The following is a 15375-nucleotide window of genomic DNA, read 5'->3' on the forward strand; positions in this document are numbered from 1 at the left end:
TAGTTCTGGTGGATCCCTGCTAGACAATCCTGGTTGGGTTTCTAAACTGTCCCTGCTTATAACTATAATTATACTGGTGATGCTATGTGGGTTTGGTTAGCCATATCTTTATCTGCTTTATTACATATTACAGCTGCGTACCACGGCCCTAGATGGCAGTACTATTTTTTTAAGCCGTTTACCATGGTGCTACTGCTGCTACTGGCCTGGCAGTCGGGACTCGAGAGTATTTATCACCAAGCCATTTTTATCGGCTTGGTGTTGTCTGTCATTGGCGATATTTTCCTGATGCTGCCTAAAGACAGGTTTATCGTTGGCCTGGGCAGCTTTCTTCTCGCCCATATTGCCTATTCGCTGGCATTCTGGAGTCAACTGGACGGCAACATGGTGTGGTGGCTGCCTGCGATGCTTGTCGGTGGCGGGATCATTGTATTTTTGTTGTTGTTGCCTTCGCTTGGCGCGTTGATTACCCCGGTTGCCATCTATATTGCGATTATTGTGCAGATGACTTGGGCGGCGGGTGAGTTCTGGCTGACCGTGGGTTCAACAGCCGGACTGCTGGCTTTCGTTGGTGCCTTGGTATTTATTGTTTCTGACACGGTACTGGCGGTCGATCGCTTCCGGGGGCCATTTAAACCCTCTACTACGGTTATTATGTCTAGTTACTACCTGGCGCAATCATTGTTTGTTGCTACGCTATTGGTCTAAGTTGGCCGGATTGCTCATAGCGGTTTGAAATAAAACGTTGATGATATGGTCTTTGTAGCTAAGTTGCCGGGAGTGGGTAACCAAATTAGAAGGAGCATATGATGAGCGGGCCGTGGATCAAGGTATACGACGCAGCCAATAACTTGGAGGCGCATAGTATCAAGGGGATGCTGGAGAGCGAGCGTATTGAGGTGCAGCTCAGTGGCGAAAATCTGTCAGCGGCAACAGGTGAGTTGCCTACGGATGTGCTGCAAGTGGGGCTCTGGGTTCAGGAAGAGCAGGTTTCATCGGCTAGGCAACAACTTGAGCGCTATGAAAACACGACATACAACGGTTGGAAGTGCCACCATTGTGCCGAGTACAATGAGGGCCAGTTTGAAATTTGCTGGCAGTGCGGCCACGACAAGCCTTAAAGGTGCATCTTAAATGCTCTTAATTGTTCTGGGTCAACCCTGGGTGAGGGGCTTGTGGTTTAATACGGACAGATGTTCTATTGACTGCGAGTAATACTATGAATCAGATCCATGCTCACAATGTTCTAAACATGCTGCTTGCTGCCGAGACGCCTTATTCTGTTGAATCACTAAAACAAGCAGTTATTGCTGAATATGGTGAAGAGGCGCGTTTTCATACCTGTAGTCTGCAAGATTTAACCTTTGATGCGCTATTAACTTTCTTGCTAGATCGCCGGAAGGTTATTCAAGATGGTGATACCATTACGGTTAATCGTGAACGTATGTGTAGTCACTAAGCTGTAACCGGTAAAAAGATAGCTTTAATGGTGGCAAAATTATCGCCACCTTTTTGTTCGTTTGTTATACTTTCCCGCTTCTAGTCAGCTTTCTGGCTGACACTGTTGTTTTTCTTAATCTTCTTACGATTAATCTCTTTCTGAGGTCTGCTCTGTGGAAATAATCTCTGCGGCGGTCATGTTATTTTTGATCATGGATCCGCTCGGCAATCTGCCGGTAATGATATCGATCTTGCGGCATATTGAGCCGAAAAGGCGACGAATTATTATGGTTCGTGAACTCTTGATCGCCTTGGTTATTTTGCTGGCGTTCCTGTTAGGTGGCCAGAACCTGCTTAATTTCCTGCATGTTTCGGCGGAAACGGTCAGTATCTCTGGCGGTATTATTCTGTTTTTGATCGCGATCAGAATGATTTTCCCTCAGCCGGGAGGCGTCACTGGACTGGCGGCTGGCGAGGAGCCTTTTATTGTGCCGATGGCAATTCCGATGATTGCAGGACCGTCGGTGCTGGCTTCTTTGCTGCTGCTGTCGAATCAGGAGCCGGGCCGGACCTGGGACTGGGTTCTGGCTGTTTTGTTGGCATGGGGCGCGTCGTTTGTGATTCTGATGTTCTATGAAGTATTTAATCGCCTGTTAGGTGAGAAAGGTCTGAAGGCCGTTGAACGTCTGATGGGTTTGTTGCTGATTATGATGTCGACCCAGATGCTGCTGGACGGGGTGCGTAAGTTCTTCCAGATAGGCGCTTAACAGTTTGGGCATAACAAAAAGCGAGAGTTTTCACTCTCGCTTTTTACTTTTAAGCCCTGTCCCGCCTTACATCATGTGTTTGCGGCGGATGTCGAGTAGGGAAAAGATACCGAAAATCAGTATTGACCATTTTTCCCAACGGCTCATCTTGATCTTGTCACCGAAAGCCCCGATGAAAATCAACATCTGCAGGCCGTGCATCATCAGCAGGAAGCCCGTCATAATATAAAGCGCCATAGCTGCAACGCCCGGGAAGGGATGGAAAATATTAACCAGCAGTACCAGCCAGACGAATCCGATGGCGGCTTTTGCCAATAAAATTAACGCTTTCATGCTTCCTCTCTTTCAAATAACCGGTAACAAACCTGTCCGGCTGTTTTTTCTTTGTGCAAATGCCAATGAATGGGTGTTTCGGGATCACCCAGTTCTTTTTCAGCTTCAATATAGATGATGGCATGGGGAGCTAACCAGCCGTTGGTTTCCAGCAGGTTGATAACATCCTGTAGCAAATTCTTACGAAATGGTGGGTCGATAAAGACGATATCGTATGGCGTTCCTTGCTTGTTGAGGAATGTTAGACTGTCCGTATTATGTATATGCGCATTGTCGGCACCGACAGTTAGTCGATTTTTTTCCAACTGTTCGGCAGCTTTTTTGTCCAGTTCGAGCATGGTCACATTTTGCGCCCCGCGCGATAATGCTTCGAAGCTCAGGCTGCCACTGCCGGTAAACAGATCCAGGCAGTTAGCCTCATGGATATCTTGAGCTAACCAGTTGAAAACTGTCTCTTTTACTCGGTCAGTTGTGGGTCTGAGGCCTTCAACATCATGGACCGGAAGTTTACGTCCGCGCCAGCGCCCACTGATGATTCTTACGAACCCTTCCCGGCGGTTATTTGGCATATTTCGCCCTGATTGTTGCCTGCGTCTCGTCATAGATTTCTTCGACCGTTTAGAAAATGATAGTATACACCTGTTTTTAGGCTGCAAATTGTACCAATCAAGCTCTAGGATTTGCCAATGGCAGAAAAAAAGAAACGCGGATTATTTTCGTGGCTGGGTTTTGGTTCTGAAGAACAGACCGAGCAAGCTGAACTAAATAAAGACCACCAAGAGGTGGAAGCACAGGCTGATGCGTCCCAAACTGAGTCCACTTACGATGACGTTGCGGACACAAAAGCGACAGAAGAAGCCGATGCCTTGGCGGCTGCCAAAGCAGCAGAAGAGGTCGAAGCCTTGGCGGCTGCCAAAGCGGCAGAAGAGGCCGAAGCCTTGGCGGCTGCCAAAGCAGCAGAAGAGGCCGAAGCCTTGGCGGCTGCCAAAGCAGCAGAAGAGGCCGAAGCCTTGGCGGCTGCCACAGCGGCAGAAGAGGCCGATGCCTTAGCGGCTGCCCAAGCAGAAACCACTGTTCATGAGCAGGAGAAACCGAAGAGTGAAGGCTTCTTTGCCCGCTTGATGCGTGGTCTTAAGAAAACGAAAACTAACTTCGGTACCGGCTTCTTTGGGCTGTTTTCTGGTAAAAAAATCGATGAAGATCTATTCGAGGAGCTGGAAGAACAGCTACTGATAGCTGATGTAGGTATGGATACCACGCTGAAGATCATTGAAAGCCTGACAGAAAAGGCCGATCGCAAGGATCTTAAAGATGGCGAGGCCCTCTACGGGCTGCTCAAAGATGAGCTGGGCGAAATGCTGGAGAAGGTTGAACAACCTCTGGTGGTGGATACCAACAAGAAGCCGTTCGTCATTCTGATGGTCGGCGTCAACGGTGTGGGCAAAACCACCACGATTGGCAAGCTGGCCAAGCAGTTCCAGCAAGAAGGCAAGTCTGTGATGCTGGCGGCCGGTGATACTTTCCGTGCAGCAGCCGTAGAACAGCTGCAGGTATGGGGCGAGCGAAATAATGTTCCTGTTGTTGCCCAGCATACTGGCGCCGATAGCGCATCGGTTATTTTTGATGCGATTGAATCGGCTAAGGCTCGCAATGTTGACGTAGTGATTGCCGATACGGCGGGTCGTCTGCAGAACAAAGGCAACCTGATGGAAGAGCTGCGCAAGATTGTGCGTGTGATGAAGAAGGTTGACCCGCAGGCACCCCATGAAATTATGCTTACAGTCGATGCCGGTACGGGACAGAACGCGATCAGCCAGGCTAAATTGTTCAGTGAAGTAGCACCGGTTTCGGGTATAACAATTACCAAGCTGGACGGTACGGCTAAAGGTGGGGTGATCTTCGCCGTGGCCGATCAGTTCAATATTCCAATCCGATATATTGGTATTGGCGAAGGAATTGATGATTTACGTCCGTTTGCGGCCAGTGAGTTTATTGAAGCGCTGTTTAGTGACGAGGAATAAGTCGTGATTCGGTTTCAGCAGGTAAGCAAGGCTTACCGCGGCGGGCGTCAAGCCCTGCAAAAAGTAGATTTTCATCTGCAACAGGCAGATATGGCTTTTTTGACCGGCCATTCCGGTGCGGGTAAGAGTACCCTGCTGAAACTGATCTGTGCGATTGAGCGGCCGAGTGACGGCCATATTTTCTTTAACGATCATGAGATTACCCGAATTGATAATAAGCAGATCCCCTTTCTGCGCCGCAATATCGGGATTATTTTTCAGGATCATAAGCTGCTGATGGATCGCAGTGTCTATGACAATGTTGCGATGCCATTGCGGGTCGAGCTGGCTTCGGAAAACGAGGTCAAACGGCGTGTGTCCGCCGCATTGGACAAAGTCGGCCTGCTTGATAAGGCCCGCTGTTTGCCGATGCAGCTCTCCGGCGGTGAGCAGCAGCGGGTAGGAATTGCCCGTGCGGTGGTTAACAAGCCTCGGTTGCTGCTGGCTGATGAGCCAACGGGTAACCTAGATGCCGCTTTGTCACACCAGGTGATGCAGCTGTTTGAAGAGTTTAACCGGGTGGGGGTAAGTGTTCTGATGGCAACCCATGATACGTCCTTGTTAACCACTCATAACTATCGGCGTTTCGATCTCCAGCAGGGGCATTTAAGGGAGGTAGCACGACGTGGCGCGTAAGCAAACAGGCTTCTTTGCGGTGCATAAGCAACAATGCAAGGGGGCATTGGTCGAGCTGATGCGACGTCCGCTTGGCAACTTTCTAACCCTGGCGGTACTGGCTTTTGCTCTGACACTGCCAGCCAGTTTTTACCTGTTGGCAAAAAATGTCACCTTGGTGGCCCTGGCTTGGCAAAACCCGACTCAGCTGACACTGTATCTGGAGCAAGGTACACCGACTTCGGCTGCGAGTCAGTTTAGTGAGCAGCTGCAATCTTGGTCTGAGATAGAGTCGGTTGACTATATTTCTCCCCAACAGGGGCTGGCGGATTTTCGCGAGCATGCCGGGTTTGATCAGGCGCTCACGTTGCTGGATGAGAACCCGCTGCCGGCAGTCATTGTGGTTCGCCCGGTTTCCGCCTGGCAAAGCAACGATCAGGCGGTGCAGCTCGCTGCCAAGATGCGTACCGAGCCGAGTGTGGATGAGGTCCGGCTTGATAGTGATTGGCTACAGCGTTTGGCGGCAATCAAAGATCTGGCTGTTACCCTGGCATTGCTAATGTCTGGTCTGATGTTGTTTGCTGTTTTTCTAATAGTCGGCAATACCTTACGGCTTCAGGTACAGAATCAGAAAGATGAAATTCAGGTGATGAAGTTGGTTGGTGCGACTGACAGTTTCATTCTCCGGCCTTACCTTTATACCGGAGCATGGTATGGCTTGATTGGCGGGATAGTCGCTTGGTTATTGACGGCCATTGTCACTATACTGCTTGATGGAGCGGTCGCTAAGTTGGCGTCTTTGTATGACAGCAGTTTTCGCATGGTCGGACTTCGCTGGGATGAAACACTGATTTTGCTGATGATTGCATCGTTTTTGGGCCTGCTTGCAGCACGTTTGTCTGCCGGTCGCCATTTGAAAGAAATTGAACCTATCTGACGTTTTTGAATCTATAAATGATGTAAATTATGCGGCCCGCTTGCAAAGGTGGCTGTTTTCTGGGCATCATTACAGGTTCAAGTAATTTCCCATTGGTTTAAAAAACACACGAGGTTTGCTGAATGGCACAAGAGATGACTTCAATGGCTTTAGTTTCTGCAGATAGTCTGGACAGTTATATCCAGAGCGTTAACGGCTATCCAATGCTGTCGGCCGAGCAGGAACGCGAGTTAGCTGAGCGTCTGCACTATGATGGTGACATTAATTCGGCGAAAGGTCTGGTTATGTCCCATTTGCGCTTCGTCGTACATGTTGCACGTGGCTATTCAGGTTACGGCCTACCAATGGCGGACTTGGTTCAAGAAGGTAATATTGGCTTGATGAAGGCGGTAAAGCGCTTTAATCCTGAAGTCGGGGTACGTCTGGTTTCATTTGCTGTGCACTGGATCAAGGCTGAAATTCATGAGTATGTACTTCGTAACTGGCGTATCGTGAAAGTGGCAACCACCAAGGCTCAGCGTAAGCTGTTTTTTAACCTGCGTAAGTCTAAAAAACGTCTTGGTTGGTTCAACAATGCCGAAGTCGAGATGGTTGCAGAACAGTTAGGCGTTGATGCCAGCGAAGTCCGCGAGATGGAATCTCGACTCGCTGCGCAGGATCCGACCTTTGAAATGCCTTCTGAGGACGATGATCGGGATAGCGGCTACACTGCACCGGTGTACTTCCTTGAAGATAAGTCATCCGATGTCGCGCTAAGCTATGAAGAGAATAATTGGGAGGCACACGCGAACAACCGCTTGTCTCTTGCTCTGGGTGGGCTGGATGAGCGTAGTCAGCATATTGTCCGTTCCCGCTGGTTAGATGAGCAGAAGGTAACGTTGCAGGAGCTTGCTGATCATTATGGTGTATCAGCTGAAAGGATCCGTCAGTTGGAGAAAAATGCGATGAAGAAACTGAAAGAAGCGGTCGGAGAGAGCATCTAAAGATCCTCGCAAATTATCCACAATAATAGAATTTTTAAAACCGGCCATGGGCCGGTTTTTTTGTGCTTGTTTTCTGAGATATACCTCACATTTGTGAGTATAGCTGTGCACTACATCTTGAGTTATCCACAGTTTTTGATCGGATCCAATCTACATATAGTGGATCAAAGTTTGGCAAAACACATTATCAACGCTATTCACAGGTTTTTCCACAGCTGGTGGTATTTTGATCAGCGGTAAGGGGGGAGGTCGGGCGAGCTTCTTGCTGTGCCTTGTTGTACCTGATGTTGGTCAGTCTCTCCTCAGGGATGTAAAGCCCTACTTTCTGTGCGAGGTTGTGAGTAACTTTGTGCGGTACAATGTGTGGCAGCGATAATCAGGCCGATATCTTGCGCCAGGATCCTAAAACGGACGATCATCACGTTTTTGCTCATCGGTAAGATCAAGCCATTATCGTAACTTGAATAATATAGCAGGCCATCGGTGGGTAGCCTGATCTGACAGAGAACGAGGCAGTCAATGGAACAGTTTGAGCATATTTCGATAGAGCGGGCATACACATTATTACAACAACCTGAACTAGAAGCTGTGCTGGTAGATATCCGCGATCCGCAGTCTTTTGCTCTGTCACATCCGGAGCCTGCTTTTCACTTGACCAATGATACAATGGTTGAGCTGATGAATAAGGTCGATTTCGAGCAGCCTATCGTTGTGATGTGTTATCACGGCATTAGCAGCCAGGGGGCGGCGCAATACTTGATTAATCAAGGCTATGAAACAGTGTATAGTCTTGACGGTGGTTTTGAGGCTTGGCGTCGCCAGGCATATCCTTGTATCCAACAGGCATAGGTCCTATTACGGAGTAGCAGATGCATCGGTTAGCCGGATTAAATAATCCCCGTCAGGCACAGGCATTCATTGATTATATGGCTTCACGCGGGATTGCCCTGACATTGGCCCCCGAGCCGGAAGGGATGTTTGCTATCTGGCTGAAGGAATCCCAGCATCTGATAGAAGCGCAGGCCGAACTCAATTTGTTTTTGGCTAACCCGCAAGATAGGAAGTATCAGGCTGCTTCGTGGGATGTCGCCGAATCGCGGACGGCAAAATTCTATTATAACCATCCAGACTTGCTGGCAATTATCAAGTCGAAGGCGGGTCCGTTTAGCCTGTCAGTCATGGTTATCTCTATTGCTGTCTATGGGCTTTGGTTGTTCGGATTGCAGCAGTCAGTATTCAATCTGTTTCATTTTCCGGTAATGGATGGCGATCAATGGCAAGTGTGGCGTTTCTTTTCCCATGCGCTGATCCACTTTTCTACACTGCATATTCTCTTCAACTGTCTGTGGTGGTGGCTCTTGGGCGGGCAGCTCGAGCGGCATAGCGGAAGTTCTAAACTGGTTCAGCTTTTCCTCATTTCGGCCCTGATCTCCGGTTTTGCCCAGTTCTGGCTTCATGGTCCTAATTTCGGCGGTCTGTCAGGTGTCGTCTATGCCTTGCTGGGTTACATCTGGTGGATGGGCTGGCTGGCACCACAGCGTGGTTTGTCTATTCCCAAGCCCTATGTGGTTTTCATGTTGGCCTGGCTGGTGCTCGGTTTTGCCCAGCCTTTGGGTATGTCGGTTGCCAATATGGCGCACCTGTTTGGTTTGCTCAGTGGTTGTGGTTTGGCTTTGCTGGATGCAAAAATCCGTCGCTAGGCAATAACATAGCCAATATAGTGGATAAAATTTCAACAGCAGAAGTTAACTGAATCTGTTGATCAGCGTCTTTAGCTCTGATTTTTATGAAAAAATTAGAGTAAATGCACCATTACTGAAAATTAAATCTTCGTTTTTGATTCTTTTCACATTTATTTGTTCTCATTCGAGCAATAATTTGCATACCTTGAGCGATATTGCTTATTTCGCTCGCCCTATATTGCGTTTACGCAAACCATCGCTAAAACAACAACAACATTTTAAGGAACACTTTATGTTTGGCATTTTTAAACCCGCCTTGCATACGGAGCGACTGGCTGATGGCCACGTCGATCCCGTCTACAAGCGACTCCGTTGGCAACTTTTCGCAGGTATTTTCTTTGGCTATGCCGGTTATTACCTAGTACGTAAGAACTTTAGTTTGGCGATGCCTTTCCTTATTGAAGAGTATGGTTACAGCCGTGGTGATTTGGGGGTCGCTCTTGCGGCTGTTTCCATTGCATACGGTTTATCTAAGTTCTTGATGGGTAGTGTCTCGGATCGCTCGAATCCACGATACTTCCTGGCTGCCGGTCTGACGATGTCGGCTCTGGTGATGCTGTGCTTTGGCTTTATGCCGTGGGCAACCAGCAGTATTGCCGCGATGTTCATTCTGTTGTTCCTTAATGGTTGGTTCCAGGGCATGGGCTGGCCTGCCTGCGGACGGACGATGGTGCACTGGTGGTCACGCAAAGAGCGTGGTGAAATCGTATCGGTATGGAACGTAGCCCACAACGTGGGTGGCGGTCTGATTGGTCCGATGTTCCTGCTTGGTCTGTGGGCATTCAATGACGATTGGCGTACGGCTTTCTACGTACCTGCTTTCTTTGCCTTGTTGGTCGCTGCCTTCACCCTGCTGGTGATGCGCGATACACCACAGTCTTGCGGCTTGCCTGCGATTGAAGAGCATAAGAACGATTATCCTGATAATTACGATGAATCTCACGAGAAAGAGATGACCGCGAAGGAAATCTTCTTCAAGTATGTTTTCAACAACAAACTATTGTGGTTCATCGCGATTGCGAATGCCTTTGTTTACCTGATCCGCTACGGCGTATTGGACTGGGCTCCGGTTTACCTGAGTGAAGTGAAAGACTTTACTGTGGATAAATCATCATGGGCTTACTTCCTGTATGAGTGGGCTGGTATTCCGGGTACGCTGCTGTGTGGCTGGATGTCGGATAAATTCTTCAAAGGACGTCGTGCTCCAGCGGGGATCCTGTTCATGGCGCTGGTTACCGTGGCTGTCTTGGTGTACTGGTTTAACCCTCCGGGTAACCCAATGATCGATATGATGGCTCTGGTTGCTATCGGCTTCCTGATTTACGGTCCGGTTATGTTGATCGGCCTGTATGCATTGGAGCTGGCTCCGAAGAAAGCGGCAGGTACTGCTGCGGGTCTTACTGGCTTGTTCGGATATCTTGGTGGTGCCGTTGCGGCAAACGCCGTTCTGGGCTATACCGTTGACCACTTCGGCTGGGACGGCGGCTTCATGGTACTGACTTCAGCCTGTGGCTTCTCGATCTTCTTCCTGACCTTGGCGCTGATCGGTGAAAGCAAGCTGCACAAAGAAGTTGTTACTGGTAGTGCAGAGCAAAATGCGTGATTGAGATCGCCATCATTGGCATCTTGGTAACGCTCTAGGTAATATGGCAAGGCTTCGCATTCGCGGAGCCTTGTTGCAACTAGGAGCAGCGTTAGTCGTGAAGCAAAGCAAACGTCACCAGGAAATCATCGATCTCGTTAAAAACCAGGGCTACGTCGGCACTGACGATCTGGTTGAGCGTTTTAATGTCAGCCCGCAAACTATTCGCCGCGATCTCAATGAGTTGGCTGCCGATAATAAAATTCGCCGCCATCATGGAGGCGCCACAATTCCATCAAGCTCGGTCAACACTTCATATAGCACCCGTAAAGTGATGCAGCTGGCCGAAAAGGACTGTATTGCCCAGGCCATGGTGCAGCATATTCCGGATGGCGCCACGCTATTTATCGATATTGGTACGACTCCCGAAGCTGTTGCCCGTGCATTGCTTGAGCATAACGACTTGCGTGTTGTAACTAACAACCTGAATGTTGCCAGTATCCTGACCGGCAAAGACGACTTCCGCGTCATTTTGGCTGGGGGGGAAGTACGTAACCGGGATGGCGGTATTGTTGGCGAGGCGACGCTCGACTTTATCTCTCAGTTTCGGTTGGATTTCGGCATTATGGGGATCAGCGGGATTGATCTCGATGGTTCGTTGCTGGATTTCGATTATCACGAAGTGCGAGTGAAGCAAGCGATTATCGAAAACAGCCGCTGCGTAATGCTGGGTGTCGATCATACCAAATTCGGCCGTAATGCGATGGTCAACCTGGGGGATATCAGCCAGATTGATATGTTGTTTACGGATCAGAACCCGCCAGAAGAGCTGGCAAAGCGTTTGGCTGAACACGAAATTCATACCGAAATTATTCGTTAGGTCTGTATTGGCTGAGTTAGCGGCTGAGCCACTGACAATATCACCACACATACTACATAGTTGCGGGCTGCCAGAAATGGCAGCCCGTTTTTTGTATCAATCCTGTTAACGCCCCCGGAATCATGTAACAAGTCGAAAATATAAAAGATGATCTTAATTAAAAACTCGTCTATTATGCTCGATAACGAACATTTTGAGCGTTTGTGAACTTTATTGGTTTCGATTGAGGTGGTGGTATGAGGGTAGCAACAACTGATGTATTGGATCTGATTGTCGTCGGTGGCGGGATTAACGGCGCAGGTATTGCCGCTGATGCTGCAGGACGTGGCTTGCGGGTCGGGCTGTTTGAGGCCAGTGATTTTGCCTCCGCAACCTCATCGGCAAGCTCTAAGCTGATCCATGGCGGATTGCGTTATCTCGAGCATTATGAATTTCGCCTGGTCGGTGAGGCATTGGCCGAGCGTGAAGTGCTGTTGCGAAAAATTCCCCATATTGCCCGTCCGATGCGTTTTCGTTTGCCGCACCGCCCTCATCTTCGTCCTGCCTGGATGATCCGTGCAGGCCTTTTTCTTTATGACCATTTGGGTAAGCGGACGACTTTGCCTGCTAGCCAGGGGCTGAAGTTCGGCCGGGAATCAGTACTGATTCCAGAAATTACCAAGGGATTCGAATATTCTGACTGCTGGGTTGATGATGCTCGCCTCGTGGTGCTAAACGCAATGGAAGTGGCCGCCCGTGGCGGTGAAGTCCGCAATCGTTGCAAAGTGGAAAAAGCTGAGCAGCAGGGTGATCTCTGGGTAGTTACTATTCGGGATATGGTGAGCGGCGATACGTTCGAGCGTAGGTCCCATGCCCTGGTTAATGCGGCAGGCCCCTGGGTCAAGGCATTTTACGATCAGAGCCTGGAGGCACCATCTCCGCGTAATATTAGGCTTATCAAAGGATCACACATAGTTGTTCCCCGTGTGCATGATCAGCCTCAGGCGTATATTTTGCAAAACGAAGACAACCGAATTGTATTTGTTATCCCGTACCTGGATCGTTTCTCGATTATTGGTACTACAGATGTCGAGTATCAGGGAGATCCGCGCGAGGTTGCCATCGACGAGAATGAAATTAACTATTTGCTGAATGTCTACAACAACCATTTTGTCGAGAAGTTGCAACGTGGGGATGTAGTCTGGACCTATAGCGGTGTCAGGCCGCTATGTGATGATGAGTCTGATTCGCCGCAGGCGATCACCCGTGACTATACGCTGGAGCTGGAACAGGAAGGTAATCACCCGCCGCTATTGTCAATTTTCGGTGGCAAGCTGACAACTTACCGTAAGCTGGCAGAAGCTGCGATGACCAAGCTGGCTCCTTTCTTCCCGCGTATGGGGCAGAGCTGGACGGCGGAATCCTACCTGCCGGGTGGGGAAGCTGATTTTGATGGCCCGCAATTGGCCACTTGCCTGCAACAGCAGTGTCCGTGGCTGTCGCGTTTCACCGTCGAGCGACTGGCCACCAACTACGGTAGTTATGCTCTCAAGGTACTTGAAGGTGTGAGTGCGGAAGCTGATATGGGTCAGCTCTTCGGTGAAGGACTCTATGCCCGCGAGCTGGATTATCTGATGGAGCATGAATTCGTGCAGGTTGCCGAAGATGCCCTATGGCGTCGAAGCAAGCTCGGCTTGTACCTGAGCGCTGAACAGCAGCAGGCAGTTGCAGACTATATTTTGGCAAAACGTCGATCGCACGCGGTTGCAGCAGCATAAGAAATAACTAGTAACTTGGAAAAAGGCGCTCATTGGGCGCCTTTTTTAGTTGGGCTTGTTGTTATTAGCGAACGGCGGTATCCGCTTCTGCGATCACTGATATAGGTATTTGGTAAATAGCAGCTCGGTGAGAATTCTTTGTTTCGTTTCCATGATCAGCAGCTCATTGACCTTGTTCAGGCAGGCCAGTCGGATCTCTTCCCGTCCGGCAAGAGACTTGATCCTTGCTTCCGGTTGCTGGCCGATGATGTAGATAATCGCATCGCGGATCAGCGGCGCATGGTGTTCTAGCTGCTTGATTAAATCTGGGTCGGATACCATCAAATCAACTTGCAGTCGCAGATAACCGATTTTTTTCCCTTGGGTGACATAGTTGGTGGTGATGTCAGGCTCAAGGGTGAAGTAAGTGTATTGTGGTGTAGCCGTAGCTGCCTCGTCTGCCGAGGCATAAAATGGTGTCAGCAGGGCTGCAAAAAATAGGGTGAAGCCTAAGATTGTCGGTTTCATTATTACACTCATGGATTTACAGCCTTTTCAGGCAATGAATTGCGTTCTTTCGATCGTAACGATATTCGTACCCGTTACAGCTTGCTACAATAGTGTTTCCTTATGGTAATAAATTAACCGGATTCTACCAAGCATTAGATGACCGCTTGGTGGGGTTTATATTGGAAAAATGTCGAAATTCAAGCAGTTGTACAAGCCCTTGCTGGATCGTGCCCAGTGGCAGGCACCGGAAGAGACAGCCGTAGAAGGGACCGGATTTGGGCATTGGTTGCTTGAACCGGATTCATTGTCGCGGCGCTTTCAGCGCCATTGTGACCATTTCACGGTGTCTCTGATTGAACAGTCAAAACTTGGAAAGTCACAGCTATCGGATGATGAACGGGCATTAATTGGTGATGTTGATTGTCTGTTGCGAAAAGTCGTCCTGATGGGAGACGGGATCCCTTGGGTATTTGCCCGTACGCTTATCCCGTTATCGACGCTTACCGGTCAGGAAAGTGATCTGGAGCAACTCGGCGAGATGCCGTTGGGGCTTCGGGTGTTCACCGATCGCAGTGCCCGGCGCGATGCATTGGTTGTCGCTAACGTCGGTACCTACCCTGAGCCGTTGTGGGCCCGGCGCTCAAGGTTATGGATTAATGAAAAACCGCTACTGGTTGCTGAGCTGTTTCTAGAAGATGCTCCGGTATATGCGAAGGAGAGTCAGAGTTGGAATTGAGCAAAGCAAAGGCATACTGGCAGCTAGCACGATTTGATCGCCCAATCGGTAGCCTGTTACTGCTTTGGCCTACGCTATGGGCATTGTTTCTTGCTGCCGACGGGTTTCCCAACCCGCAGGTATTGGTTGTCTTCGTACTCGGGGTGATCTTTATGCGTGCAGCGGGCTGTGTGATTAATGATTTTGCGGACCGCAATTTTGATGGTCACGTTAAGCGCACGGCCCAGCGTCCGATGCCGTCCGGAAAAATATCGGAGCGAGAGGCGCTAGGCTTGTTTGGACTGTTGGTTCTGATCTCGTTTTTGCTTGTGCTGACGATGAACCGGTTGACTATCATGTTGTCGGTGGTTGGCTTGTTGCTCGCTGCTGCCTATCCGTTTATGAAGCGCTTTACCCATTTGCCTCAGCTGATATTGGGCATGGCATTTGGCTGGTCAATTCCGATGGCTTATGCCGCGCAGGCCGGAGAGCTGCCCGCAGCCGCATGGTTGCTGTTTACTGCCAATATTTTGTGGACCATTGCCTACGATACCCAGTATGCAATGGTTGATCGTGACGACGATCTGAAGGTTGGGATCAAGTCGACGGCTATTTTGTTTGGCCGATCGGATAAGATAGCTGTCGGGTTACTGCAGCTTGGTACGCTGGTTGTACTCATTGCTATTGGTGCCATGCTGGCGTTGCATCAGCTGTATTTTTGGTTTTTGCTATTAGCCGCCGCCTTGTTTGTCTATCAACAGATGCTGATCCGTGAGCGAGAGCGAGAGCCGTGCTTCAAAGCGTTTCTCAATAATAATTATGTCGGCATGCTGGTGTGTATCGGTATTGCTGCCGGCGTTGGTCTCGGCTGATACAATTATTCGATGAAAAGCGCCGTCAGGCGCTTTTTTTATACCTGAATTTCGGCTCCGAATAAGGATTTATCAAGGTCTTGGACTGTTGAGGGAGTTTTTGACCTCAAGCGACCCAAAAGCTGTACAAGCTGTTGAAGCTGTCATGATAATTTTGTTGGTTGGCTTTTTTTGTATTAATTAACAGGTGGTTATGATTAATA

At 49.3% G+C, this 15375-nt stretch carries 18 protein-coding genes; 15 read left to right on the top strand and 3 right to left on the bottom strand.

Annotated elements, in window-relative coordinates:
- The first annotated feature begins 84 nt into the window (after positions 1-84).
- The 4 genes from EDI28_RS16665 (at position 85) to EDI28_RS16680 (ending at position 2207) form a co-directional block, all read left to right on the top strand.
- Positions 85-708 (top strand): lysoplasmalogenase, encoded by a 624-nt coding sequence (locus tag EDI28_RS16665; protein ID WP_128785023.1) that lies wholly within the window; start codon positions 85-87, stop codon positions 706-708.
- A 98-nt stretch (positions 709-806) separates the two neighbouring features.
- Positions 807-1121: a putative signal transducing protein gene (locus EDI28_RS16670; RefSeq protein ID WP_325062645.1), complete on the top strand. Its 315-nt coding sequence runs from the start codon at positions 807-809 to the stop codon at positions 1119-1121.
- A 98-nt stretch (positions 1122-1219) separates the two neighbouring features.
- Positions 1220-1459: a YecH family metal-binding protein gene (locus tag EDI28_RS16675; protein WP_128785025.1), complete on the top strand. Its 240-nt coding sequence runs from the start codon at positions 1220-1222 to the stop codon at positions 1457-1459.
- Between the two features lie 154 nt (positions 1460-1613).
- Positions 1614-2207 carry a YhgN family NAAT transporter gene (locus EDI28_RS16680; protein ID WP_128785026.1) on the top strand — a complete coding sequence of 198 codons (594 nt, stop codon included), beginning with the start codon at positions 1614-1616 and terminating at the stop codon, positions 2205-2207.
- Between the two features lie 66 nt (positions 2208-2273).
- Here EDI28_RS16680 and EDI28_RS16685 read toward each other — a convergent pair whose 3' ends face one another.
- Both EDI28_RS16685 and rsmD read right to left on the bottom strand, forming a co-directional pair.
- Complete coding sequence (locus EDI28_RS16685) at positions 2274-2540, bottom strand: DUF1145 domain-containing protein (RefSeq protein ID WP_128785027.1); 267 nt, start codon at positions 2538-2540, stop codon at positions 2274-2276.
- Positions 2537-3142 carry a 16S rRNA (guanine(966)-N(2))-methyltransferase RsmD gene (gene rsmD, locus EDI28_RS16690; protein ID WP_128785028.1) on the bottom strand — a complete coding sequence of 202 codons (606 nt, stop codon included), beginning with the start codon at positions 3140-3142 and terminating at the stop codon, positions 2537-2539. Before rsmD ends, EDI28_RS16685 begins: the two co-directional genes overlap by 4 nt.
- Positions 3143-3226: 84 nt before the next feature.
- Here rsmD and ftsY point away from each other — a divergent pair, with 84 nt between their 5' ends.
- The 9 genes from ftsY (at position 3227) to glpD (ending at position 13096) form a co-directional block, all read left to right on the top strand.
- Positions 3227-4561: a signal recognition particle-docking protein FtsY gene (gene ftsY / locus EDI28_RS16695; protein WP_128785029.1), complete on the top strand. Its 1335-nt coding sequence runs from the start codon at positions 3227-3229 to the stop codon at positions 4559-4561.
- A 3-nt stretch (positions 4562-4564) separates the two neighbouring features.
- A complete protein-coding gene (gene ftsE, locus EDI28_RS16700) occupies positions 4565-5236 on the top strand; it encodes a cell division ATP-binding protein FtsE (protein ID WP_128785030.1) in 672 nt (223 codons plus the stop codon).
- Positions 5226-6152, top strand: coding sequence for a permease-like cell division protein FtsX (gene ftsX, locus EDI28_RS16705; RefSeq protein WP_128785031.1), 927 nt, complete (start codon positions 5226-5228; stop codon positions 6150-6152). Before ftsE ends, ftsX begins: the two co-directional genes overlap by 11 nt.
- Positions 6153-6274: 122 nt before the next feature.
- The gene (gene rpoH, locus EDI28_RS16710; RefSeq protein ID WP_128785032.1) at positions 6275-7135 is read left to right on the top strand and encodes an RNA polymerase sigma factor RpoH; all 861 of its coding nucleotides are present in this window, start codon (positions 6275-6277) and stop codon (positions 7133-7135) included.
- 519 nt (positions 7136-7654) lie between these two features.
- Positions 7655-7984 carry a thiosulfate sulfurtransferase GlpE gene (gene glpE, locus EDI28_RS16715; protein WP_128785033.1) on the top strand — a complete coding sequence of 110 codons (330 nt, stop codon included), beginning with the start codon at positions 7655-7657 and terminating at the stop codon, positions 7982-7984.
- A 20-nt stretch (positions 7985-8004) separates the two neighbouring features.
- Positions 8005-8835, top strand: coding sequence for a rhomboid family intramembrane serine protease GlpG (glpG, locus tag EDI28_RS16720; protein ID WP_128785034.1), 831 nt, complete (start codon positions 8005-8007; stop codon positions 8833-8835).
- A gap of 274 nt (positions 8836-9109) precedes the next feature.
- Positions 9110-10480: a glycerol-3-phosphate transporter gene (gene glpT, locus EDI28_RS16725; protein WP_128785035.1), complete on the top strand. Its 1371-nt coding sequence runs from the start codon at positions 9110-9112 to the stop codon at positions 10478-10480.
- 97 nt (positions 10481-10577) lie between these two features.
- Complete coding sequence (locus tag EDI28_RS16730) at positions 10578-11339, top strand: DeoR/GlpR family transcriptional regulator (protein WP_128785189.1); 762 nt, start codon at positions 10578-10580, stop codon at positions 11337-11339.
- Positions 11340-11575: 236 nt separating this feature from the next.
- Complete coding sequence (glpD, locus tag EDI28_RS16735) at positions 11576-13096, top strand: glycerol-3-phosphate dehydrogenase (protein ID WP_128785036.1); 1521 nt, start codon at positions 11576-11578, stop codon at positions 13094-13096.
- 93 nt (positions 13097-13189) lie between these two features.
- Here the strand turns inward: glpD and EDI28_RS16740 are convergent, their stop codons facing one another.
- Positions 13190-13603 carry a flagellar basal body-associated protein FliL gene (locus EDI28_RS16740; RefSeq protein ID WP_128785037.1) on the bottom strand — a complete coding sequence of 138 codons (414 nt, stop codon included), beginning with the start codon at positions 13601-13603 and terminating at the stop codon, positions 13190-13192.
- 169 nt (positions 13604-13772) lie between these two features.
- Between EDI28_RS16740 and EDI28_RS16745 the strand changes: the two genes are divergently transcribed.
- Entirely contained in the window at positions 13773-14321 is a 549-nt protein-coding gene (locus EDI28_RS16745) for a chorismate--pyruvate lyase family protein (protein WP_128785038.1), read from the top strand.
- Complete coding sequence (gene ubiA, locus EDI28_RS16750) at positions 14312-15172, top strand: 4-hydroxybenzoate octaprenyltransferase (protein WP_128785039.1); 861 nt, start codon at positions 14312-14314, stop codon at positions 15170-15172. The genes EDI28_RS16745 and ubiA overlap by 10 nt, the downstream gene beginning before the upstream one ends.
- The last annotated feature ends 203 nt before the right edge of the window (positions 15173-15375 follow it).

Origin of the sequence: Photobacterium chitinilyticum (genome assembly GCF_004104355.1) — a bacterium.
Classification (GTDB): Bacteria; Pseudomonadota; Gammaproteobacteria; order Enterobacterales; family Vibrionaceae; genus Photobacterium; species Photobacterium chitinilyticum.

Excerpts from the sequence above, each read along its gene's own strand:
- EDI28_RS16665 (WP_128785023.1), top strand. The coding sequence starts at position 85 with ATGTGGGTTTGGTTAGCCATATCTTTATCTGCTTTATTACATATTACA.
- glpE (WP_128785033.1), top strand. The coding sequence starts at position 7,655 with ATGGAACAGTTTGAGCATATTTCGATAGAGCGGGCATACACATTATTA.
- EDI28_RS16685 (WP_128785027.1), bottom strand. The coding sequence starts at position 2,540 with ATGAAAGCGTTAATTTTATTGGCAAAAGCCGCCATCGGATTCGTCTGG.
- glpG (WP_128785034.1), top strand. The coding sequence starts at position 8,005 with ATGCATCGGTTAGCCGGATTAAATAATCCCCGTCAGGCACAGGCATTC.
- ftsY (WP_128785029.1), top strand. The coding sequence starts at position 3,227 with ATGGCAGAAAAAAAGAAACGCGGATTATTTTCGTGGCTGGGTTTTGGT.
- rsmD (WP_128785028.1), bottom strand. The coding sequence starts at position 3,142 with ATGACGAGACGCAGGCAACAATCAGGGCGAAATATGCCAAATAACCGC.
- EDI28_RS16675 (WP_128785025.1), top strand. The coding sequence starts at position 1,220 with ATGAATCAGATCCATGCTCACAATGTTCTAAACATGCTGCTTGCTGCC.
- EDI28_RS16670 (WP_325062645.1), top strand. The coding sequence starts at position 807 with ATGATGAGCGGGCCGTGGATCAAGGTATACGACGCAGCCAATAACTTG.
- rpoH (WP_128785032.1), top strand. The coding sequence starts at position 6,275 with ATGGCACAAGAGATGACTTCAATGGCTTTAGTTTCTGCAGATAGTCTG.
- EDI28_RS16745 (WP_128785038.1), top strand. The coding sequence starts at position 13,773 with ATGTCGAAATTCAAGCAGTTGTACAAGCCCTTGCTGGATCGTGCCCAG.
- EDI28_RS16740 (WP_128785037.1), bottom strand. The coding sequence starts at position 13,603 with ATGAAACCGACAATCTTAGGCTTCACCCTATTTTTTGCAGCCCTGCTG.
- glpT (WP_128785035.1), top strand. The coding sequence starts at position 9,110 with ATGTTTGGCATTTTTAAACCCGCCTTGCATACGGAGCGACTGGCTGAT.
- glpD (WP_128785036.1), top strand. The coding sequence starts at position 11,576 with ATGAGGGTAGCAACAACTGATGTATTGGATCTGATTGTCGTCGGTGGC.